At 51.8% G+C, this 21,971-nt stretch carries 22 protein-coding genes and 1 pseudogene; 20 read left to right on the forward strand and 3 right to left on the reverse strand.

Going from position 1 to position 21,971, the window contains the following annotated elements:
- Positions 1–101 precede the first annotated feature (101 nt).
- A complete protein-coding gene (rne, locus tag C7B16_RS08970; protein WP_107179587.1) occupies positions 102–3,281 on the reverse strand; it encodes a ribonuclease E in 3,180 nt (1,059 codons plus the stop codon).
- A 572-nt stretch (positions 3,282–3,853) separates the two neighbouring features.
- Between rne and rluC the strand changes: the two genes are divergently transcribed.
- The gene (rluC, locus tag C7B16_RS08980) at positions 3,854–4,813 is read left to right on the forward strand and encodes a 23S rRNA pseudouridine(955/2504/2580) synthase RluC (protein ID WP_024191859.1); all 960 of its coding nucleotides are present in this window, start codon (positions 3,854–3,856) and stop codon (positions 4,811–4,813) included.
- 111 nt (positions 4,814–4,924) lie between these two features.
- Here the strand turns inward: rluC and yceF are convergent, their stop codons facing one another.
- Positions 4,925–5,509, reverse strand: coding sequence for a 7-methyl-GTP pyrophosphatase (gene yceF, locus C7B16_RS08985; protein ID WP_001516185.1), 585 nt, complete (start codon positions 5,507–5,509; stop codon positions 4,925–4,927).
- Between the two features lie 198 nt (positions 5,510–5,707).
- Here yceF and yceD point away from each other — a divergent pair, with 198 nt between their 5' ends.
- From yceD to ptsG, 14 genes are all read left to right on the forward strand, one after another.
- Complete coding sequence (gene yceD, locus C7B16_RS08990) at positions 5,708–6,229, forward strand: 23S rRNA accumulation protein YceD (RefSeq protein ID WP_001174477.1); 522 nt, start codon at positions 5,708–5,710, stop codon at positions 6,227–6,229.
- Between the two features lie 51 nt (positions 6,230–6,280).
- Positions 6,281–6,454 carry a 50S ribosomal protein L32 gene (gene rpmF / locus C7B16_RS08995; protein ID WP_000290727.1) on the forward strand — a complete coding sequence of 58 codons (174 nt, stop codon included), beginning with the start codon at positions 6,281–6,283 and terminating at the stop codon, positions 6,452–6,454.
- An 80-nt stretch (positions 6,455–6,534) separates the two neighbouring features.
- Positions 6,535–7,605 carry a phosphate acyltransferase PlsX gene (gene plsX / locus C7B16_RS09000; RefSeq protein WP_000197582.1) on the forward strand — a complete coding sequence of 357 codons (1,071 nt, stop codon included), beginning with the start codon at positions 6,535–6,537 and terminating at the stop codon, positions 7,603–7,605.
- Between the two features lie 67 nt (positions 7,606–7,672).
- Positions 7,673–8,626 (forward strand): beta-ketoacyl-ACP synthase III, encoded by a 954-nt coding sequence (gene fabH, locus C7B16_RS09005; RefSeq protein ID WP_032225423.1) that lies wholly within the window; start codon positions 7,673–7,675, stop codon positions 8,624–8,626.
- Positions 8,627–8,641: 15 nt separating this feature from the next.
- On the forward strand, positions 8,642–9,571 hold the full coding sequence (fabD, locus tag C7B16_RS09010; RefSeq protein WP_001516187.1) for an ACP S-malonyltransferase: 930 nt from the start codon (positions 8,642–8,644) through the stop codon (positions 9,569–9,571).
- 12 nt (positions 9,572–9,583) lie between these two features.
- Positions 9,584–10,318: a 3-oxoacyl-ACP reductase FabG gene (fabG, locus tag C7B16_RS09015; RefSeq protein WP_001008542.1), complete on the forward strand. Its 735-nt coding sequence runs from the start codon at positions 9,584–9,586 to the stop codon at positions 10,316–10,318.
- Between the two features lie 210 nt (positions 10,319–10,528).
- On the forward strand, positions 10,529–10,765 hold the full coding sequence (gene acpP, locus C7B16_RS09020; protein ID WP_000103754.1) for an acyl carrier protein: 237 nt from the start codon (positions 10,529–10,531) through the stop codon (positions 10,763–10,765).
- 88 nt (positions 10,766–10,853) lie between these two features.
- Positions 10,854–12,095: a beta-ketoacyl-ACP synthase II gene (gene fabF / locus C7B16_RS09025; RefSeq protein ID WP_000044679.1), complete on the forward strand. Its 1,242-nt coding sequence runs from the start codon at positions 10,854–10,856 to the stop codon at positions 12,093–12,095.
- 119 nt (positions 12,096–12,214) lie between these two features.
- On the forward strand, positions 12,215–13,024 hold the full coding sequence (gene pabC / locus C7B16_RS09030; RefSeq protein WP_016248592.1) for an aminodeoxychorismate lyase: 810 nt from the start codon (positions 12,215–12,217) through the stop codon (positions 13,022–13,024).
- A 2-nt stretch (positions 13,025–13,026) separates the two neighbouring features.
- The gene (gene yceG / locus C7B16_RS09035; RefSeq protein WP_016248593.1) at positions 13,027–14,049 is read left to right on the forward strand and encodes a cell division protein YceG; all 1,023 of its coding nucleotides are present in this window, start codon (positions 13,027–13,029) and stop codon (positions 14,047–14,049) included.
- Positions 14,039–14,680 (forward strand): dTMP kinase, encoded by a 642-nt coding sequence (gene tmk / locus C7B16_RS09040; protein ID WP_001257001.1) that lies wholly within the window; start codon positions 14,039–14,041, stop codon positions 14,678–14,680. Before yceG ends, tmk begins: the two co-directional genes overlap by 11 nt.
- Positions 14,677–15,681, forward strand: a complete 1,005-nt coding sequence (gene holB, locus C7B16_RS09045; protein WP_001267909.1) for a DNA polymerase III subunit delta' — start codon at positions 14,677–14,679, stop codon at positions 15,679–15,681. The genes tmk and holB overlap by 4 nt, the downstream gene beginning before the upstream one ends.
- Positions 15,682–15,691: 10 nt before the next feature.
- Entirely contained in the window at positions 15,692–16,489 is a 798-nt protein-coding gene (locus tag C7B16_RS09050; protein WP_000480281.1) for a metal-dependent hydrolase, read from the forward strand.
- A 294-nt stretch (positions 16,490–16,783) separates the two neighbouring features.
- Positions 16,784–18,217, forward strand: a complete 1,434-nt coding sequence (gene ptsG, locus C7B16_RS09055) for a PTS glucose transporter subunit IIBC (RefSeq protein WP_034167088.1) — start codon at positions 16,784–16,786, stop codon at positions 18,215–18,217.
- A gap of 59 nt (positions 18,218–18,276) precedes the next feature.
- Here the strand turns inward: ptsG and C7B16_RS09060 are convergent.
- Positions 18,277–18,432: pseudogene (locus C7B16_RS09060) on the reverse strand (TonB-dependent siderophore receptor); the annotation flags it as partial.
- Between the two features lie 286 nt (positions 18,433–18,718).
- Here C7B16_RS09060 and hinT point away from each other — a divergent pair.
- The 5 genes from hinT to nagZ are packed head-to-tail and all read left to right on the forward strand — an operon-like array spanning position 18,719 to position 21,954.
- Complete coding sequence (gene hinT / locus C7B16_RS09065; RefSeq protein ID WP_107179595.1) at positions 18,719–19,078, forward strand: purine nucleoside phosphoramidase; 360 nt, start codon at positions 18,719–18,721, stop codon at positions 19,076–19,078.
- A 2-nt stretch (positions 19,079–19,080) separates the two neighbouring features.
- Complete coding sequence (locus tag C7B16_RS09070) at positions 19,081–19,458, forward strand: YcfL family protein (protein ID WP_001225274.1); 378 nt, start codon at positions 19,081–19,083, stop codon at positions 19,456–19,458.
- A 13-nt stretch (positions 19,459–19,471) separates the two neighbouring features.
- On the forward strand, positions 19,472–20,113 hold the full coding sequence (gene lpoB, locus C7B16_RS09075) for a penicillin-binding protein activator LpoB (RefSeq protein ID WP_001516192.1): 642 nt from the start codon (positions 19,472–19,474) through the stop codon (positions 20,111–20,113).
- A complete protein-coding gene (thiK, locus tag C7B16_RS09080) occupies positions 20,094–20,918 on the forward strand; it encodes a thiamine kinase (RefSeq protein WP_001516193.1) in 825 nt (274 codons plus the stop codon). The genes lpoB and thiK overlap by 20 nt, the downstream gene beginning before the upstream one ends.
- A 10-nt stretch (positions 20,919–20,928) precedes the next feature.
- Entirely contained in the window at positions 20,929–21,954 is a 1,026-nt protein-coding gene (gene nagZ / locus C7B16_RS09085) for a beta-N-acetylhexosaminidase (RefSeq protein WP_107179588.1), read from the forward strand.
- The last annotated feature ends 17 nt before the right edge of the window (positions 21,955–21,971 follow it).

Below are 21,971 nucleotides of genomic sequence, written 5' to 3' on the forward strand. Positions count from 1 at the left end.
GCTGGCAAGAATACCATTGGGTGAAGTTGAATATATTGATTCATAACTGAAATAAAAAAAGCCCCGGCGGTTGCCAGGGCTTGATCGCTTTGAGTTAATGATTACTCAACAGGTTGCGGACGCGCAGGGGCGGCAGAGGCATGATGCGTCGCCGTATGACCACCTGCGGCACCTTTACCTTCGAAGGCAAAGGCTGGACGCTGCCAATCACTGTGGCGCGGCGCTTCCGGAACATATTCCGGTGCCGGAGCACGTGTCATCGGCGCGGTAGCGTGGTTATGCTCTACGACTACCTCGGCTTCAACAGGGGCTACTGTTTCAACCTCTGCTGCAACTTCAGCGACCACAGGCGCGGCAGGTTGAGCAACGACTTCAGGTTCGGCAATCACAACCTCGGCAGTTTCGGCAACTTCTTCAATATCAGCCGTCTCTTCCTGCGGTTCAACCACTGGTTCTGCGTGCTCTGCAACTTCCTGCGCTACGGCAACATCAGCTTCGGCAATCACCTGCGGCTGTTCAGTTACTGCAGCGGCAATCACTTCAGGATGCGTCGTTTCAACCACTTGCGGTTCGGCAACCTGAACAGGTGCTTCTACGACTTCAGTTACTTTTTCAACAACCGGCGCGGCAATGACTGGCTCCACAGCGGCGGCGACAGGGACTTCAGTCACCATCGGCTGAACCTGTACTTCTTCCTGCTCGCGTTGTTCTTCAACCTGTACATCTTGCGGACGTACAACCGGGTAGCGGATCCAGACTTTGCCAGAGGCCAGTTCCGGAGATGCGCACGCTACAGTTAACGGCATTGGTGACTGAACCGGATAACGCTCGTCACGATAGCGGCGACGACGCTGGCCACTTACGCGCAGGTGACGAGGCGAACGACGAGAACGACGTGGCATGCCACCGTTGTCACGGTTATCGGCATTGTTCTCTTCTTGCTGTTCCGGCGCAGTTTGCGCAACCACAGGCAGCGGAACTTTTACCAGTTCAGTTCGCTGGGCAGGCGTTTCCTGCATAACAGGCTCGGCAGCGACGGTTTCTTCAACCACCGGTGCGACTACAACTTCTTCAGCAACGCTTTGCTCGTAACGCACTTTTTGGTTCAGTTGACGCTGTTTACGACGTGGTTGAACCGGACGTACACGTTCTTCCTGGTCGGTTTCCTGAACAGATGGCTCTTCAACATTCAGCGCTTTAGCTTCTTGTTGCACCTGACGTTTATCGTCGTTACGGCGACGGCTACGTTCACGACGCGGTGCTTGCTGCTCGTCAGTGGTGCGTGCTTTTTCAGTTACATCGGTCTGCTGACGGTTCTCACGAGCCTCGGCAGTCTGCTGCTGTGCCTGGCGACGATTACGACGGTTTTCTTCGCGATTATCGCTGCCCTCTGTACGCTCACTACGTGTATCGCGGCGTTCATTACGGTCACGGCGGTTGTTCTGGCGAGGCTTACGGCGATCCTGTTGGCGCTCCGGTTTTGCTTCTGCTTTCGACGCGGGTTGCTCGGCCGGTTTGGTTTCTTCGCCGCCGCTGAACAACGATTTCAGTGCGTTGAAAAGACGGCTCAACAGGCCTGGTTGTGCTGGAGCAGCAGGCGTTGTCGGCGCAGCTTTCGGTGCTGGGGCTGCTGCCGGTGCTACAGTTTCAGCCGGGGTTGGCGCTGGTGGAACATCCGGCATGGCGAAGGTTGCCAGTGCAGGTTGTTCCGGGCGTTTACGTTCAGGGAATTCTTCCTCAGAAGGTAATGCCATCGCTTCTTCATGCAGTTTTGGCAGCATGTAGCTTAAGGTCGGCGTCTCTTCTCCTTTACGCACGCGCAGCACGTGGTAGTGCGGAGTTTCCATCTGATCGTTTGGTACAATCACGCAGCGCACGCCGTCCTGACGGGTTTCAATTGCATTCACCGCAGAACGTTTTTCGTTCAGCAGGTAAGAAGCAATGGGGACAGGAACAATAGCGTGGACTTCCTGAGTGTTCTCTTTCAGGGCTTCTTCTTCAATCAGACGCAGAATAGAGAGCGACAGGGATTCGTTGTCACGCACGGTGCCAGTACCGGAGCAACGCGGGCAGACGTGATGGCTGGATTCACCCAGCGATGGGCTAAGGCGCTGACGGGACATCTCAAGCAGGCCGAAGCGAGAAATATGGCTGATTTGAATACGCGCACGATCCTGACGCACCGCTTCACGCAGACGGTTTTCTACCGCACGCTGGTGGCGTACTGGCGTCATGTCAATAAAGTCGATAACAATCAGGCCGCCGAGGTCACGCAGACGCAACTGACGAGCAATCTCATCAGCAGCTTCCAGGTTAGTGTTAAACGCGGTTTCTTCGATATCACCGCCGCGGGTTGCGCGTGCGGAGTTGATGTCGATGGCGGTTAACGCTTCGGTGCTGTCGATAACAATAGAACCACCGGACGGCAGACGAACTTCACGCTGGAAAGCGGACTCGATCTGCGATTCAATCTGGTAGTGGCTGAACAGTGGAATTTCACCCGTGTACAGTTTGATTTTGCTGCTGAAATCCGGGCGGCCCAACGCGGCGATATGCTGACGCGCCAGTTCGAGCACTTTCGGGTTATCAATAAGGATTTCACCTATGTCCTGACGCAGGTAGTCGCGGAAAGCGCGAACGATAACGTTGCTTTCCTGGTGAATCAGGAACGGAGCAGGGCGGCTTTCAGCGGCTTTTTTGATCGCTTCCCAGTGTTTCAGACGGAAGCTCAGATCCCACTGGAGCGCCTCGGCAGATTTGCCGACGCCAGCAGTACGCACGATAAGCCCCATGCCTTCAGGCAGTTCAAGGCTTGCCAGTGCTTCTTTTAATTCGGTACGGTCGTCGCCTTCGATACGGCGAGAAATGCCACCCGCGCGCGGGTTGTTCGGCATCAGAACCAGATAGCTACCCGCCAGGCTGATAAAGGTGGTCAGTGCTGCGCCTTTGTTACCGCGCTCTTCTTTATCGATCTGAACAATGACCTCCTGACCTTCACGCAACACATCTTTAATGTTGGGGCGGCCATGAGCACTGTAGTTAGCAGGGAAATATTCGCGGGCAATTTCTTTTAGTGGGAGGAAACCGTGACGTTCAGCGCCGTAATCAACAAAAGCAGCTTCCAGACTCGGTTCAATGCGGGTGATTTTACCTTTGTAGATGTTCGCCTTTTTCTGTTCATGCCCTGGACTTTCGATATCCAGATCATACAGACGCTGCCCATCTACAAGGGCAACGCGCAACTCTTCCTGCTGAGTTGCGTTGATTAACATTCTTTTCATCGTAACTTACTCATTATTCTTACATTGACGACTAAGCTGCGGGCAAAGTAACGCCTTTCCGGGTGTGAACCGATGGCCTCGTGTCTAGTCGCGTCGCCAACCTCACGGTTATCGTCAGCTCAAAGAGGCGCAGAGTGTCGGTTGCCCGTTTTTCATGCGGAAAAACAGCGCAATTATCAGAGAAACAGACTGGGTATTACTCTCCAGAAATATTTCCATCTACCGGTAAGGACTGCAACCCGCAGCCCGCTAACTGCCTGAAAGATCAATACGTCTTACGCCATTGCTGCGTTGATGATCGGTCGGGCAAAATGGGTTATTCCGTAAAATTTCTTGTTTTAACAAGGTTGGACACGGAAACGTTCTCATTATTCCACTGCAAGCCTTGTTATAGCAAGATGACTTTTACCATTTATCACCCACTTACTCACAGTTTTTTCACTTCTTGCTGGTGATTGGTTTAATAACCAGCAATTAAGTGATTGCGCTGGGAAGTAATAAGGTGCAGAACTAAATATAAGCATAGAAAAATGAGTGGCGCGAATCCTGCTGGCTATTTAGAATCGCCCACCATGAAAACAGAGACTCCATCCGTAAAAATTGTTGCTATTACCGCTGATGAAGCGGGGCAACGTATCGACAACTTTTTGCGTACCCAATTGAAAGGCGTACCAAAAAGTATGATCTACCGTATTTTGCGTAAAGGCGAAGTACGGGTGAACAAAAAACGTATTAAGCCTGAATATAAACTCGAAGCTGGCGATGAAGTGCGTATTCCGCCAGTTCGCGTTGCTGAACGGGAAGAAGACGCGGTTTCGCCGCATCTGCAAAAAGTCGCTGCGCTGGCGGATGTCATCTTATATGAAGATGATCATATCCTAGTGTTGAATAAACCGTCTGGCACAGCAGTACATGGCGGCAGTGGTTTAAGTTTCGGCGTTATTGAAGGACTGAGGGCGTTGCGCCCGGAAGCGCGGTTCCTTGAACTGGTGCATCGACTCGACCGGGACACCTCTGGTGTACTGCTGGTAGCGAAAAAACGCTCGGCGTTACGTTCTCTACATGAGCAATTACGTGAAAAAGGTATGCAAAAAGATTACCTGGCGCTGGTGCGCGGTCAGTGGCAGTCACACGTGAAAAGCGTGCAAGCGCCGTTGCTGAAAAACATTCTGCAAAGCGGCGAGCGTATTGTGCGTGTGAGCCAGGAGGGTAAGCCGTCAGAAACGCGCTTCAAAGTGGAAGAACGCTATGCGTTTGCCACGCTGGTGCGTTGTAGCCCGGTGACCGGTCGTACACACCAGATCCGTGTGCATACGCAATACGCTGGTCATCCGATTGCCTTTGATGATCGTTACGGCGACCGCGAATTTGATAAACAACTCACTGAAGCGGGAACGGGATTAAATCGTTTATTCCTGCACGCCGCGGCGTTGAAGTTTACCCATCCGGGAACGGGTGAGGTGATGCGTATCGAAGCGCCGATGGATGATGGTTTGAAGCGTTGTTTGCAGAAACTGCGTAATACGCGTTAATGCGAGCATATAAATCAGATAGTAGGCGGTAGGCCTGATAAGGCGTTTACGCCGCATCAGGCAGTCAGCACCAATTGCCGGATGCGGCGTAAACGCGTCCGGCCCATAAAATTATCCCATCAGCGGGTTTTTCCCTTCCCGACGTAACATCTGACAGAGCGCAATAAGCGGCAAACCAACCAGCGTGTTAGGGTCACGCCCTTCTAAACGCTCGAATAGCGTAATGCCAAAGCCTTCACTCTTAAAGCTACCTGCACAGTGCAGGGGATGCTCCTTACGCACGTAATTATCAATCTCCGCCTCGCTCAGATGACGGAAATGGACGTCAAATGGTTCCACTTCTGTTTGCAGATGTCCGTTGGCGGAATTATACAATGCCAGCCCGGTATAAAAGGTGACAATATTGCCGCTGGCTTTGCGTAATTGCAGGCGCGCATTTTCTTCCGTTAACGGTTTACCGGTGATTTCACCGTCAAGAACACACACCTGGTCAGAACCAATAATTAAATGGTCTGGATAACGTGATGCTAAGGATTGCGCTTTTTCTTGCGCCAGTCGAAGCACCAGTTGGCGAGGTGATTCATCGCTATGCGGGGTTTCGTCGACCTCCGGCGCGGCACATTCGAAAGAGATTTGCAGTTTTTCAAGTAGAGCGCGGCGCCAGGGCGAGGTGGAGGCTAAAATAAGTTTAGACATATTTTTTTCCATCAGATATAGCGTATTGATGATAGCCATTTTAAACTATGCGCTTCGTTTTGCAGGTTGATGTTCGTTGTCAGCACTGAACGAAAATAAAGCAGTAACCCGCAATGTGTGCGAATTATTGGCAAAAGGCAACCACAGGCTGCCTTTTTCTTTGACTCTATGACGTTACAAAGTTAATATGCGCGCCCTATGCAAAAGGTAAAATTACCCCTGACTCTCGATCCGGTTCGTACGGCTCAAAAACGCCTTGATTACCAGGGTATTTATACTCCTGATCAGGTTGAGCGCGTCGCTGAATCTGTAGTCAGTGTGGACAGTGATGTGGAATGCTCCATGTCGTTCGCTATCGATAACCAACGTCTCGCAGTGTTAAACGGCGATGCGAAGGTGACGGTAACGCTCGAGTGTCAGCGTTGCGGGAAGCCGTTTTCTCATCAGGTCTACACAACGTATTGTTTTAGTCCTGTGCGTTCAGACGAACAGGCTGAAGCACTGCCGGAAACGTATGAACCGATTGAGGTTAACGAATTCGGTGAAATCGATCTGCTTGCAATGGTTGAAGATGAAATCATCCTCGCCTTGCCGGTAGTTCCGGTGCATGATTCTGAACACTGTGAAGTGTCCGAAGCGGACATGGTCTTTGGTGAATTGCCTGATGAAGCGCAAAAACCAAACCCATTTGCCGTATTAGCCAGCTTAAAGCGTAAGTAATTGGTGCTCCCCGTTGGATCGGGGATAAACCGTAATTGAGGAGTAAGGTCCATGGCCGTACAACAGAATAAACCAACCCGTTCCAAACGTGGCATGCGTCGTTCCCATGACGCGCTGACCGCAGTCACCAGCCTGTCTGTAGACAAAACTTCTGGTGAAAAACACCTGCGTCACCACATCACTGCCGACGGTTACTACCGCGGCCGCAAGGTCATCGCTAAGTAATCACGCGTCTGCGTGATGAAGCTTAGTGAGGATTTTCCCCAGGTAACTGGGGAAAGACCAAACCGGGCGGCGACGATACCTTGACACGTCTAACCCTGGCGTTAGATGTCATGGGGGGCGATTTTGGCCCTTCTGTGACAGTGCCTGCAGCTTTGCAGGCACTGAACTCTAATTCGCAACTCACTCTTCTTTTAGTCGGTAATCCCGACGCCATCACGCCATTACTTGCTAAAGCTGACTTCGAACAACGTTCGCGTTTGCAGATTATCCCTGCGCAGTCAGTTATCGCCAGTGATGCCCGGCCTTCGCAAGCTATCCGCGGCAGTCGTGGTAGCTCAATGCGCGTGGCTTTGGAACTGGTGAAAGAGGGGCGAGCGCAGGCCTGTGTCAGTGCCGGTAATACCGGGGCGCTGATGGGACTGGCAAAATTATTGCTCAAACCCCTGGAGGGGATTGAGCGTCCGGCGTTGGTGACGGTGTTACCGCATCAGCAAAAGGGCAAAACGGTGGTTCTCGATTTAGGGGCCAACGTCGATTGTGATAGCACAATGTTGGTGCAATTCGCCATTATGGGCTCTGTTTTGGCAGAAGAGGTGGTGGAAATCCCTAACCCTCGCGTGGCGTTGCTCAATATTGGTGAAGAAGAAGTAAAGGGTCTCGACAGTATTCGGGACGCCTCAGCTGTGCTTAAAACAATCCCTTCTGTCAATTATATCGGCTATCTTGAAGCCAATGAGTTATTAACTGGCAAGACAGATGTGTTGGTCTGTGACGGTTTTACAGGAAATGTCACATTAAAGACGATGGAAGGTGTTGTCAGGATGTTCCTTTCTCTGCTGAAATCCCAGGGAGAAGGGAAAAAACGGTCGTGGTGGCTACTGTTATTAAAGCGTTGGCTACAAAAGAGCCTGACGAGGCGATTCAGTCACCTCAACCCCGACCAGTATAACGGAGCCTGTCTGTTAGGATTGCGCGGCACGGTGATAAAAAGTCATGGTGCGGCCAATCAGCGAGCTTTTGCGGTCGCGATTGAACAGGCAGTGCAGGCGGTGCAGCGACAAGTTCCTCAGCGAATTGCCGCTCGCCTGAAATCTGTATACCCAGCTGGTTTTGAGCTGCTGGACGGTGGCAAAAGCGGAACTCTGCGGTAGCAGGACGCTGCCAGCGAACTCGCAGTTTGCAAGTGACGGTATATAACCGAAAAGTGACTGAGCGTACATGTATACGAAGATTATTGGTACTGGCAGCTATCTGCCCGAACAAGTGCGGACAAACGCCGATCTGGAAAAAATGGTGGATACCTCTGACGAGTGGATTGTTACTCGTACTGGCATCCGTGAACGTCATATTGCTGCACCAAACGAAACCGTTTCTACCATGGGCTTCGAAGCGGCGACACGTGCAATTGAAATGGCGGGGATCGACAAAGACCAGATTGGCCTGATTGTTGTGGCAACGACTTCTGCCACGCACGCCTTCCCGAGCGCAGCATGTCAGATTCAAAGCATGTTGGGCATTAAAGGTTGCCCGGCGTTTGACGTTGCCGCAGCCTGTGCAGGTTTCACCTACGCCCTGAGCGTAGCTGATCAATATGTGAAATCTGGTGCGGTGAAGTATGCTCTGGTCGTCGGTTCCGATGTACTGGCGCGCACCTGCGATCCAACAGATCGCGGGACCATTATCATTTTTGGTGATGGTGCGGGCGCTGCGGTGCTGGCCGCCTCTGAAGAGCCAGGAATTATCTCCACCCATCTGCATGCCGACGGCAGCTATGGTGAATTGCTGACGCTGCCTAACGCTGACCGTGTGAATCCAGAGAATTCAATTCATCTGACTATGGCAGGCAACGAAGTCTTCAAGGTCGCGGTAACTGAGCTTGCGCACATCGTTGATGAGACGCTGGCGGCGAATAATCTTGACCGTTCTCAACTGGACTGGCTGGTTCCGCATCAGGCGAACCTGCGTATTATCAGCGCAACGGCGAAAAAACTCGGCATGTCGATGGACAATGTCGTCGTGACTCTGGATCGCCACGGTAATACCTCTGCTGCTTCTGTGCCTTGTGCACTTGATGAAGCGGTACGCGATGGGCGTATTAAGCTTGGTCAGTTGGTCCTGCTTGAAGCCTTTGGCGGTGGGTTTACCTGGGGCTCCGCGCTGGTTCGTTTCTAGGATAAGGATTTAAAGATGACGCAATTTGCATTTGTGTTCCCTGGACAGGGTTCTCAAACCGTTGGAATGCTGGCTGATATGGCGGCGAGCTATCCCATTGTTGAAGAAACGTTTGCTGAAGCTTCTGCAGCGCTGGGCTACGACCTGTGGGCGCTGACCCAGCAGGGGCCAGCCGAAGAACTGAATAAAACCTGGCAAACCCAGCCAGCACTGTTAGCTGCATCTGTTGCGCTGTATCGCGTATGGCAGCAGCAAGGCGGCAAAGCTCCAGCAATGATGGCTGGTCACAGCCTGGGCGAATACTCCGCGCTGGTTTGTGCTGGTGTGATTGATTTTGCTGATGCGGTGCGTCTGGTTGAGATGCGCGGCAAGTTCATGCAGGAAGCTGTACCGGAAGGGACTGGCGCAATGGCGGCAATCATCGGTCTGGATGATGCGTCTATTGCTAAGGCTTGTGAAGAAGCAGCGGAAGGCCAGGTGGTTTCTCCGGTAAACTTCAACTCTCCGGGCCAGGTGGTTATTGCCGGTCATAAAGAAGCGGTTGAGCGTGCAGGTGCTGCCTGTAAAGCTGCTGGCGCAAAACGTGCGTTGCCGTTGCCAGTGAGCGTTCCGTCTCATTGTGCGTTGATGAAACCGGCTGCCGACAAGCTGGCTGTTGAATTAGCAAAAATCACTTTTAACGCCCCAACCGTTCCGGTTGTGAACAACGTTGATGTGAAATGCGAAACCAATGGTGATGCCATCCGTGATGCCCTGGTGCGCCAGCTTTATAACCCAGTTCAGTGGACGAAGTCCGTTGAATATATGGCAACGCAAGGCGTAGAACATCTTTATGAAGTCGGCCCGGGCAAAGTGCTTACTGGCCTGACAAAACGCATTGTCGACACCCTGACCGCCTCGGCGCTGAATGAACCTTCAGCGATGGCAGCGGCGCTCGAGCTTTAAAAGAGGAAAATCATGAATTTTGAAGGAAAAATCGCACTGGTAACCGGTGCAAGCCGTGGGATTGGCCGCGCAATTGCTGAAACGCTCGCAGCCCGTGGTGCGAAAGTTATCGGCACTGCGACCAGTGAAAGCGGCGCTCAGGCGATCAGTGATTATTTAGGTGCTAACGGTAAAGGTCTGATGTTGAATGTGACCGACCCGGCATCTATCGAATCTGTTCTGGAAAAAATTCGCGCAGAATTTGGTGAAGTCGATATCCTGGTCAATAATGCCGGTATCACTCGTGATAACCTGTTAATGCGAATGAAAGATGATGAGTGGAACGATATTATCGAAACCAACCTTTCATCTGTTTTCCGTCTGTCAAAAGCGGTAATGCGCGCTATGATGAAAAAGCGTCATGGTCGTATTATCACTATCGGTTCTGTGGTTGGTACCATGGGAAATGGCGGTCAGGCCAACTACGCTGCGGCGAAAGCGGGCTTGATCGGCTTCAGTAAATCACTGGCGCGCGAAGTTGCGTCACGCGGTATTACTGTAAACGTTGTTGCTCCGGGCTTTATTGAAACGGACATGACACGTGCGCTGAGCGATGACCAGCGTGCGGGTATCCTGGCGCAGGTTCCTGCGGGTCGCCTTGGCGGCGCACAGGAAATCGCCAACGCGGTTGCATTCCTGGCATCCGACGAAGCAGCTTACATCACGGGTGAAACTTTGCATGTGAACGGCGGGATGTACATGGTCTGACCGCGAATTGCACAAAATGCTCATGTTGCGCGCAGTCTGCGTGGTTATGAGTAATAATTAGTGCAAAATGATTTGCGTTGTTGGGGGGTATGGCCTCAAAATAGCGTAAAATCGTGGTAAGACCTGCCGGGATTTAGTTGCAAATTTTTCAACATTTTATACACTACGAAAACCATCGCGAAAGCGAGTTTTGATAGGAAATTTAAGAGTATGAGCACTATCGAAGAACGCGTTAAGAAAATTATCGGCGAACAGCTGGGCGTTAAGCAGGAAGAAGTTACCAACAATGCTTCTTTCGTTGAAGACCTGGGCGCGGATTCTCTTGACACCGTTGAGCTGGTAATGGCTCTGGAAGAAGAGTTTGATACTGAGATTCCGGACGAAGAAGCTGAGAAAATCACCACCGTTCAGGCTGCCATTGATTACATCAACGGCCACCAGGCGTAAGTGAACATCTCCAGGCGGTCGTTCGACCGCCTGAGTTTTATCTTTTTGTCCCACTAGAATCATTTTTTTCCCTCCCTGGAGGACAAACGTGTCTAAGCGTCGTGTAGTTGTGACCGGACTGGGCATGTTGTCTCCTGTCGGCAATACCGTAGAGTCTACCTGGAAAGCTCTGCTTGCCGGTCAGAGTGGCATCAGCCTAATCGACCATTTCGATACTAGCGCCTATGCAACGAAATTTGCTGGCTTAGTAAAGGATTTTAACTGTGAGGACATTATCTCGCGCAAAGAACAGCGCAAGATGGATGCCTTCATTCAATATGGAATTGTCGCTGGCGTTCAGGCCATGCAGGATTCTGGCCTTGAAATAACGGAAGAGAACGCAACCCGCATTGGTGCCGCAATTGGCTCCGGGATTGGCGGCCTCGGACTGATCGAAGAAAACCACACATCTCTGATGAACGGTGGTCCACGTAAGATCAGCCCATTCTTCGTTCCGTCAACGATTGTGAACATGGTGGCAGGTCACCTGACTATCATGTATGGCCTGCGTGGCCCAAGCATCTCTATCGCGACCGCCTGTACGTCTGGCGTGCATAACATTGGCCATGCTGCGCGTATTATCGCGTATGGCGATGCTGACGTGATGGTTGCAGGTGGCGCAGAGAAAGCCAGTACGCCGCTGGGCGTTGGTGGTTTCGGCGCGGCACGTGCATTATCTACCCGCAATGATAACCCGCAAGCGGCCAGCCGCCCGTGGGATAAAGAGCGTGATGGTTTCGTACTGGGCGATGGCGCCGGTATGCTGGTGCTCGAAGAGTACGAACACGCAAAAAAACGCGGTGCGAAAATTTACGCTGAACTTGTCGGCTTTGGTATGAGCAGCGATGCCTACCATATGACGTCGCCGCCGGAAAATGGCGCAGGCGCAGCACTGGCAATGGCGAATGCTTTGCGTGATGCAGGCATTGAAGCGAGCCAGATTGGCTACGTTAACGCGCACGGTACTTCAACGCCAGCAGGCGATAAGGCCGAAGCGCAGGCAGTGAAAACCATCTTCGGTGAAGCTGCAAGCCGTGTGCTGGTAAGTTCCACGAAATCCATGACTGGTCACCTGTTAGGTGCAGCGGGTGCAGTAGAGTCTATCTACTCCATCCTGGCCCTGCGCGATCAGGCTGTTCCGCCGACCATCAACCTGGATAACCCGGATGAAGGCTGCGACCTGGATTTTGTGCCGCATGAAGCGCGCCAGGTAAGCGGAATGGAGTACACACTGTGTAACTCCTTCGGCTTCGGTGGCACCAATGGCTCTTTGATCTTTAAAAAGATCTAATCTGCCATTTTTCACCATTATAAAAGGTCCGCTTGCGGGCCTTTTTTCTTAGGTTTTATTCAGACTTGTTCCGTAGAGAACATGCTGCCACACTAACAATCCTCTGATAAGGAGCCGGTATGTTCTTAATTAACGGTCATAAACAGGATTCGCTGGCAGCGAGCGATCGGGCTACGCAATTTGGCGATGGCTGTTTCACCACAGCCAGAATTATCGACGGAAAAGTCAGCTTATTATCCGCTCACATCACGAGGCTACAGGAAGCCTGTCAGCGCTTAATGATCACCTGTGACTTCTGGTGCCAGCTTGAGCAAGAGATGAAAATTCTGGCGGCAGAGCAGCAGAATGGTGTGCTGAAAGTGGTGATCAGTCGCGGCAGTGGCGGGCGAGGGTACAGCGCATTGAACAGTGGCCCGGCAACGCGGATGCTTTCAGTCACGGCTTATCCAGCACATTACGACCGTTTGCGTAACGAGGGGATGACGCTGGCGCTAAGCCCGGTGCGGCTGGGGCGCAATCCTCATCTTGCAGGTATTAAACATCTGAATCGCCTTGAGCAAGTACTGATCCGCTCTCATCTTGAGCAGACAAACGCTGATGAGGCGCTGGTTCTTGACAGCGAAGGGTGGGTTACGGAATGCTGTGCGGCTAATTTGTTCTGGCGCAAGAACAACGTAGTTTATACGCCGCGTCTGGATCAGGCTGGTGTCAACGGCGTTATGCGACAATTCTGTATTCGTTTACTGGCACAATCCTCTTATCAGGTTGTCGAAGTGCAAGCCACACTGGAAGAAGTGATGCAGGCGGATGAGATGATAGTTTGTAATGCGCTAATGCCGATTATCCCTGTACGCGCTTGTGACGATGTCTCCTTTTCGTCAACAACGCTATATGAATATTTAGCCCCACTTTGTGAGCACCCGAATTAGTCATGAAAAAAGTGTTATTGATTGTCTTGTTATTGCTGGTGGTACTGGGTATCGCCGCTGGTGTGGGCGTCTGGAAAGTTCGCCACCTTGCTGACAGCAAATTACTTATTAAAGAAGAGACTATATTTACCTTGAAACCGGGGACCGGGCGACGGGGGCTCGGTGAACAACTTTATGCCGATAAGATCATCAATCGCCCACGTGTATTTCAATGGTTGCTGCGTATCGAGCCGGATCTTTCTCATTTCAAAGCCGGTACTTACCGTTTTACACCACAGATGACCGTGCGCGAGATGCTGAAATTGCTGGAAAGCGGTAAAGAAGCGCAGTTCCCGCTACGCCTGGTGGAAGGGATGCGTCTGAGCGATTACCTCAAACAATTGCGTGAGGCACCGTATGTTAAGCACACGTTGAGCGACGATAAATACGCCACCGTGGCACAGGCGCTGGAGCTGGAAAACCCGGAGTGGATTGAAGGCTGGTTCTGGCCAGATACCTGGATGTATACCGCCAATACCACTGATGTCGCGTTACTCAAACGAGCGCACAAGAAAATGGTGAAAGCGGTCGATAGCGCCTGGGAAGGTCGTGCAGATGGGCTGCCCTATAAAGATAAAAACCAACTGGTGACCATGGCGTCGATTATCGAAAAAGAAACGGCCGTTGCCAGTGAACGCGATCAGGTTGCCTCGGTATTTATCAACCGTTTACGTATTGGCATGCGTCTGCAGACCGACCCGACGGTGATTTACGGGATGGGAGAGCGTTATAATGGCAAGCTTTCCCGTGCAGATCTGGAAGCACCAACAGCGTATAACACTTATACCATTACCGGTCTGCCGCCAGGCGCAATTGCAACGCCGGGGGCGGATTCGCTGAAGGCTGCTGCGCATCCGGCAAAAACGTCGTATCTCTATTTTGTGGCCGATGGTAAAGGCGGTCACACGTTTAATACCAATCTTGCCAGTCATAACAAGTCTGTGCAGGATTATCTGAAAGTGCTTAAGGAAAAAAATGCGCAGTAAGTATATCGTCATTGAAGGGCTGGAAGGTGCAGGCAAAACTACCGCGCGTAACGTGGTGGTCGAGACGCTTGAGCAACTGGGTATCCGTGACATGGTTTTCACTCGGGAACCTGGCGGCACGCAACTTGCCGAAAAGTTAAGAAGCCTGGTGCTGGATATCAAATCGGTAGGCGATGAAGTCATTACCGATAAAGCCGAAGTGCTGATGTTTTATGCCGCGCGCGTTCAGTTGGTCGAGACTGTCATCAAACCCGCGCTGGCTAATGGAACCTGGGTGATTGGCGATCGCCACGATCTCTCCACTCAGGCGTATCAGGGCGGTGGCCGTGGTATTGACCAGCATATGCTGGCAACGTTACGTGATGCCGTTCTTGGGGATTTTCGCCCTGACTTAACGCTCTATCTCGATGTTACCCCAGAAGTCGGCCTTAAGCGCGCACGTGCGCGTGGCGAGCTGGATCGCATTGAGCAAGAGTCTTTTGATTTCTTTAATCGTACCCGCGCCCGCTACCTGGAACTGGCCGCACAAGATAAAAGCATTCATACCATTGATGCTACCCAGCCGCTGGAAGCCGTTATGGACGCGATTCGCACCACCGTGACTCACTGGGTTAAGGAGCAGGACGCATGAGATGGTATCCATGGTTACGACCTGATTTCGAAAAACTGGTAGCCAGCTATCAGGCCGGAAGGGGTCACCATGCGCTACTGATTCAGGCGTTACCCGGTATGGGCGATGATGCCTTAATCTATGCTCTGAGCCGTTATTTACTTTGCCAACAACCGCAGGGCCACAAAAGCTGTGGTCACTGTCGTGGATGCCAGTTGATGCAGGCGGGGACACATCCCGATTATTACACTCTTGCACCTGAAAAAGGAAAGAACGCGCTGGGCATTGATGCTGTGCGTGAAGTCACTGAAAAATTGAATGAGCACGCACGCTTAGGCGGTGCAAAAGTTGTCTGGGTCACCGATGCCGCCTTGCTGACTGATGCTGCTGCTAATGCCTTGCTGAAAACTCTGGAAGAGCCGCCAGCGGAAACCTGGTTTTTCCTCGCTACACGAGAAATTGAACGCTTACTGGCCACACTGCGCAGCCGTTGTCGCTTGCATTACCTTGCACCACCGCCAGAACAGTACGCGGTGAGCTGGCTTGCGCGTGAAGTGACAATGTCACCAGAGGCCATACTCACCGCATTGCGCCTGAGCGCCGGTTCGCCTGGTGCGGCGTTGGTGTTGTTTCAGGGAGATACCTGGCAGGCACGTGAGACTCTTTGTCAGGCGTTGGCACATAGCGTGCAATCTGGCGACTGGTATTCGATGTTGTCGGCACTTAATCACGAACAAGCTCCGGCGCGTTTACATTGGCTGGCAACTTTGTTGATGGATGCGCTCAAACGCCATTATGACGCCTCACATGTCACCAATGTTGATGTTCCTGGCGTTGTCGCCGCGCTGGCAAACCAGCTTTCTCCCTCTCGCCTGCAGGCTATACTGGGGGATGTTTGCCAAAGTCGTGAACAGTTAATTTCTGTCACAGGCGTAAACCGCGAGCTTCTCATCACCGATCTTTTACTGCGTATTGAGCATTACCTGCAACCGGGCGTTGTGTTACCGGTTCCTCATCTTTAAGAGAGACATTATGTTTTTAGTCGACTCACACTGCCATCTTGATGGTCTGAATTATGAATCTTTGCATAAGGACGTGGATGACGTTCTGGCGAAAGCCGCCGCGCGCGATGTGAAATTTTGTCTGGCGGTTGCCACGACATTACCGGGTTACTTGCATATGCGAGATCTGGTAGGCGAACGTGACAACGTTGCATTTTCTTGCGGTGTACATCCGCTCAACCAGAACGATCCCTACGATGTGGAAGATTTACGCCGCCTGGCGGCAGAAGAGGGGGTTGTTGCGCTGGGTGAAACCGGGCTGGATTATTATTACACGCCGGAAACTAAAGTGCGTCAGCAAGAGTCCTTTATTCACCATATCCAGATTGGCCGCGAACTGAACAAACCGGTTATCGTTCATACGCGCGATGCCCGTGCCGATACGCTGGCAATTCTGCGCGAAGAAAGAGTGACGGATTGCGGTGGCGTACTACACTGTTTTACAGAGGACAGAGAAACAGCGGGCAAGTTACTGGATCTCGGATTTTACATCTCCTTCTCCGGCATTGTGACCTTCCGAAATGCGGAACAGCTACGCGATGCCGCGCGCTATGTGCCTCTGGATCGGTTGTTGGTCGAAACTGACTCACCTTATCTGGCACCCGTACCGCATCGAGGAAAAGAGAATCAACCTGCGATGGTTCGTGACGTTGCAGAATACATGGCTGTGTTGAAAGGTGTTGCCGTTGAAGAACTGGCGCAGGTAACCACCGATAACTTCGCCCGTCTGTTTCACATCGACGCTTCCCGCCTTCAATCCATCTGTTGAATGAATTTTTTTTAAGCTCGTAATTAATGGGTAAAACGAGTAAAGTTCACCGCCGCAAATTGGGCGGTGGATAACCACGTTTGAAATATCTTGACATATGTTTTGTCAAAATGTGCAACTTCTCTCATGACCAGAAGTTGAAACGTGATAACCGTCAAACAAATCAACATTGAATTATTTTACTCTGTGTAATAAATAAGGGGCGCTTAGATGCCCTGTATACGGTAAGGCTCTCCCCCCTTGCCACGCGTGAGAACGTTAAAAAAGCACCCATACTCAGGAGCACTCTCAATTATGTTTAAGAATGCATTTGCTAACCTGCAAAAGGTCGGTAAATCGCTGATGCTGCCGGTATCCGTACTGCCTATCGCAGGTATTCTGCTGGGCGTCGGTTCCGCGAATTTCAGCTGGCTACCCGCCGTTGTATCGCATGTTATGGCAGAAGCAGGCGGTTCCGTCTTTGCAAACATGCCACTGATTTTTGCGATTGGTGTTGCCCTCGGCTTTACCAATAACGATGGCGTATCTGCGCTGGCCGCAGTTGTTGCCTATGGCATCATGGTAAAAACCATGGCCGTGGTTGCGCCGCTGGTACTGCATTTACCTGCTGAAGAAATTGCCGCTAAACATCTGGCGGATACAGGCGTACTCGGGGGGATCATCTCCGGTGCGATTGCAGCGTACATGTTTAACCGTTTCTACCGTATTAAGCTGCCTGAGTATCTTGGCTTCTTTGCCGGTAAACGCTTTGTGCCGATCATTTCTGGCCTGGCTGCCATCTTTACTGGCGTTGTGCTGTCCTTCATTTGGCCGCCAATTGGTTCCGCAATTCAGACCTTCTCCCAGTGGGCTGCTTACCAGAACCCGGTAGTTGCGTTTGGTATCTACGGCTTCATCGAACGCTGCCTGGTACCGTTTGGTCTGCACCACATCTGGAACGTACCTTTCCAGATGCAGATTGGTGAATACACCAATGCCGCAGGTCAGGTGTTCCACGGCGATATTCCGCGTTATATGGCGGGTGACCCGACTGCGGGTAAACTGTCTGGCGGCTTCCTGTTCAAAATGTACGGTCTGCCGGCTGCCGCGATTGCTATCTGGCACTCTGCTAAACCAGAAAACCGCGCTAAAGTGGGCGGTATCATGATCTCCGCGGCACTGACCTCGTTCCTGACCGGTATCACCGAACCGATCGAGTTCTCCTTCATGTTCGTTGCGCCGATCCTGTACATCATCCACGCGATTTTGGCAGGTCTGGCATTCCCAATCTGTATTCTGCTGGGGATGCGTGACGGTACTTCGTTCTCGCACGGTCTGATTGACTTTATCGTACTGTCTGGTAACAGCAGCAAGCTGTGGCTGTTCCCGATTGTCGGTATCGGTTATGCGATTGTTTACTACACTATCTTCCGCGTGCTGATTAAAGCTCTGGATCTGAAAACGCCGGGCCGTGAAGACGCAACTGAAGATGCGAAAGCAACCGGTACTAGCGAAATGGCACCGGCTCTGGTTGCCGCATTTGGCGGTAAAGAAAACATCACTAACCTCGACGCATGTATTACCCGTTTGCGCGTCAGCGTTGCTGATGTGTCCAAAGTGGATCAGGCTGGCCTGAAAAAACTGGGCGCAGCGGGCGTAGTGGTTGCTGGTTCTGGTGTTCAGGCGATTTTCGGTACTAAATCCGATAACCTGAAAACTGAAATGGATGAGTACATCCGTAACCACTAATCCGTAAGATGTTGGGGAGACTAAGGCAGCCGAATGGCTGCCTTTTTTACTGGCGTCAATCAGAACGGGTACGTTCCGGTAATGCTGAAATTACGCGGTGCGCTGTAGACGATAGAACCTTCTACGTTGGGATCATAGGTTTTATCGAACAGGTTATTGACGTTCCCCTGTAACGAGAAGTTTTTTGTCACCTGATAACGGGTGAACAGATCAACTGTCGTTTTCGGCGCGAAAGAATAATGCCAACGCAATACAGGCGGGTAACAATGGCGGCTGTGTATCCCTGTTTAATATATAAACTAAAGAGAAATCATGTTTTCGGTTCATTAGCAGGCGGAAATGGGAATAATAGCGATGTATGCGGCAGTAAAGCGATTTTTTGCTTAATAAATCGTGAGTTAAGGTTGAAAGAGCGGGTTTAACTCGACCATACTCTATACTCGCAGTGTGGCGCGGCGTAGCATGGCGCAACGCATGGCTATTATGAAAAAGGAAAATGTCGTGGCAGAAGAAACTATTTTCAGCAAAATTATTCGTCGTGAGATCCCCTCCGATATCGTTTACCAGGATGATCTGGTAACGGCGTTTCGCGATATTTCGCCGCAAGCGCCAACACATATTCTGATCATTCCTAATATCCTCATTCCTACCGTGAATGACGTGTCAACCGAGCATGAGCAGGTGCTGGGGCGCATGATCACCGTGGCGGCAAAAATCGCTGAGCAGGAAGGGATTGCCGAAGATGGTTACCGTTTGATCATGAATACCAACCGTCATGGTGGACAAGAGGTGTACCACATCCATATGCACCTGCTGGGTGGCCGTCCGTTGGGGCCAATGCTGGCGCATAAAGGTCTGTAACGATGAGAAAAGGATGCTTTGGGCTGGTGTCTCTGGCGCTGTTATTGCTGGTGGGTTGTCGCTCACATCCGGAAATTCCGGTGAATGATGAACAATCTCTGGTGATGGAGTCATCACTTCTGGCTGCTGGTATCAGCGCAGAAAAGCCTGTTTTTTCAATGTCTGACATTCAGTCTTCAGCATCCTCGACGCTCTATAACGAAAGGCAAGAACCCGTTACCGTTCATTATCGTTTTTATTGGTATGACGCCAGAGGGCTGGAGATGCATCCTCTGGAAACGCCACGCAGTGTCACGATTCCCGCGCGTTCAGCGGTGACTCTGTACGGCAGCGCCAATTATCTTGGGGCGCACAAAGTCAGACTTTATATTTATTTGTAAGGGGTGAATCTTGATGACAAAAATGAGTCGCTACGCCTTAATCACCGCGCTGGCGATGTTTCTCGCCGGGTGTGTGGGGCCACGTGAACCCGCACCGGTAGAAGAGGTGAAACCTGCGCCGGAGCAACCTGCCGAGCCGCAACAGCCAGTACCCACGGTGCCATCGGTGCCGACGATCCCGCAGCAGCCAGGGCCAATTGAGCACGAAGATCAAACCGCGCCTCCTGCACCGCATATTCGTCATTATGACTGGAATGGCGCAATGCAACCAATGGTCAGTAAGATGCTTGGGGCTGATGGCGTGACTGCGGGGAGCGTTCTGCTGGTTGATAGCGTTAACAACCGTACTAACGGTTCGCTGAATACCGGAGAAGCGACTGAAACGCTGCGTAATGCGCTGGCCAATAACGGTAAATTTACCCTTGTTTCCGCCCAGCAGCTTTCTATGGCTAAGCAGCAGCTAGGTTTGTCGCCGCAGGACAGCTTAGGCACGCGTAGTAAAGCCATAGGCATTGCTCGCAATGTCGGAGCTCATTACGTGCTTTACTCCAGTGCCTCTGGCAACGTCAATGCACCGACCCTACAAATGCAACTGATGTTGGTGCAGACGGGCGAAATTATTTGGTCAGGTAAAGGTGCCGTTCAGCAGCAATAATCCCATCACGCGCGACGAATTACTGTCGCGCTATTTTCCGCAGTATCATCCCGTCGCGACGTTTAATCATGGGCTTAGCGGCGGGAGTTTTCTCATTGAATATAAGGATCAGCGTTTTGTTGTGCGTCAGCCGCACGATCCTGATGCGTCGCAGTCCGCGTTTTTACGTCAGTATCGGGTGTTATCACAATTACCTGCATACCTTGCGCCAAAGCCGCATTTATATCTTCGTGGCTGGATGGTGGTTGACTATTTACCCGGCGAGGTAAAAACGCAATTGCCAGATACCGACGAACTGGCTGGCTTGCTGTATTATTTGCATCAACAACCGCGTTTTGGCTGGCGAGTAACGTTGTTGCCGCTACTGGAACTGTACTGGCAGCAAAGCGATCCTGCGCGGCGAACAACGGGGTGGCTGCGAATGTTGAAACGTCTGCGCAAAGCGCGGGAACCACAGCCACTACGCCTGAGTCCGTTGCATATGGATGTTCATGCCGGAAACCTGGTGCATAGCGCGTCAGGGTTAAAACTCATCGACTGGGAGTATGCCGGTGATGGCGATATCGCGCTGGAACTGGCGGCGGTGTGGGTGGAAAATACTGACCAGCACCGACGGTTGGTTAATGATTATGCCGTGCGGGCGAAGATTAATCCGGCGCAATTGTGGCGTCAGGTCAGGCGCTGGTTTCCCTGGTTGCTGATGCTGAAAGCAGGGTGGTTTGAGTACCGCTGGCAACAAACCGGCGATCAACAATTTATCAGGCTGGCCAATGACACCTGGCGGCAGCTATCAATAAAACAATAAGGAGAGCAGTGTGGGTCCAGTAATGTTGGATGTTGAAGGTTACGAACTGGACGCGGAAGAGCGTGAGATTCTCGCGCATCCGCTGGTCGGAGGGCTGATTCTCTTTACGCGTAACTATCACGATCCAGAGCAGTTACGCGAACTGGTGCGTCAGATCCGAGCAGCTTCGCGCAATCACCTGGTGGTGGCGGTGGATCAGGAAGGTGGGCGTGTGCAGCGTTTTCGTGAGGGTTTTACCTGCTTACCGGCGGCGCAATCATTCGCTGCACTGCTGGGAATGGAAGAGGGTGGCAAACTGGCGCAAGAGGCGGGTTGGTTAATGGCCAGCGAAATGATCGCTATGGATATTGATATCAGCTTTGCGCCAGTGCTGGACGTAGGGCATATCAGCGCGGCGATTGGTGAGCGTTCTTATCATGCTGATCCAGAAAAAGCCCTCGCAATCGCCAGCCGATTTATTGATGGTATGCATGAAGCCGGAATGAAAACCACCGGTAAACACTTTCCTGGTCACGGCGCAGTAACTGCTGACTCACATAAAGAGACGCCGTGTGATCCGCGTCCGCAAGCGGAAATTCGTGCCAAAGATATGTCAGTCTTCAGCACGTTAATTCGCGAAAATAAACTCGACGCCGTTATGCCTGCGCATGTGATCTACAGTGATGTTGATCCGCGTCCGGCGAGCGGATCTCCCCACTGGCTTAAGACCGTTTTACGTCAGGAACTGGGTTTTGACGGTGTGATTTTCTCTGACGATTTATCGATGGAAGGCGCAGCGATTATGGGCAGTTATGCTGAACGTGGGCAGGCATCACTGGATGCGGGTTGCGATATGATCCTGGTCTGCAATAATCGTAAAGGGGCCGTCAGCGTGTTAGATAATCTGTCACCGATCAAGGCAGAACGTGTTACACGTTTGTATCATAAAGGTTCATTTTCGCGACAGGAACTGATGGACTTGGCTCGCTGGAAAGAGATCAGCGCCCGTCTGAATCAGTTACATGAACGCTGGCAGGAAGAGAAAGCAAGTCACTAACCCTGGCTTATGTGAGG

Source organism: Escherichia sp. 20412-1 (assembly GCF_003027595.1).
Lineage (GTDB): Bacteria > Pseudomonadota > Gammaproteobacteria > Enterobacterales > Enterobacteriaceae > Escherichia > Escherichia marmotae.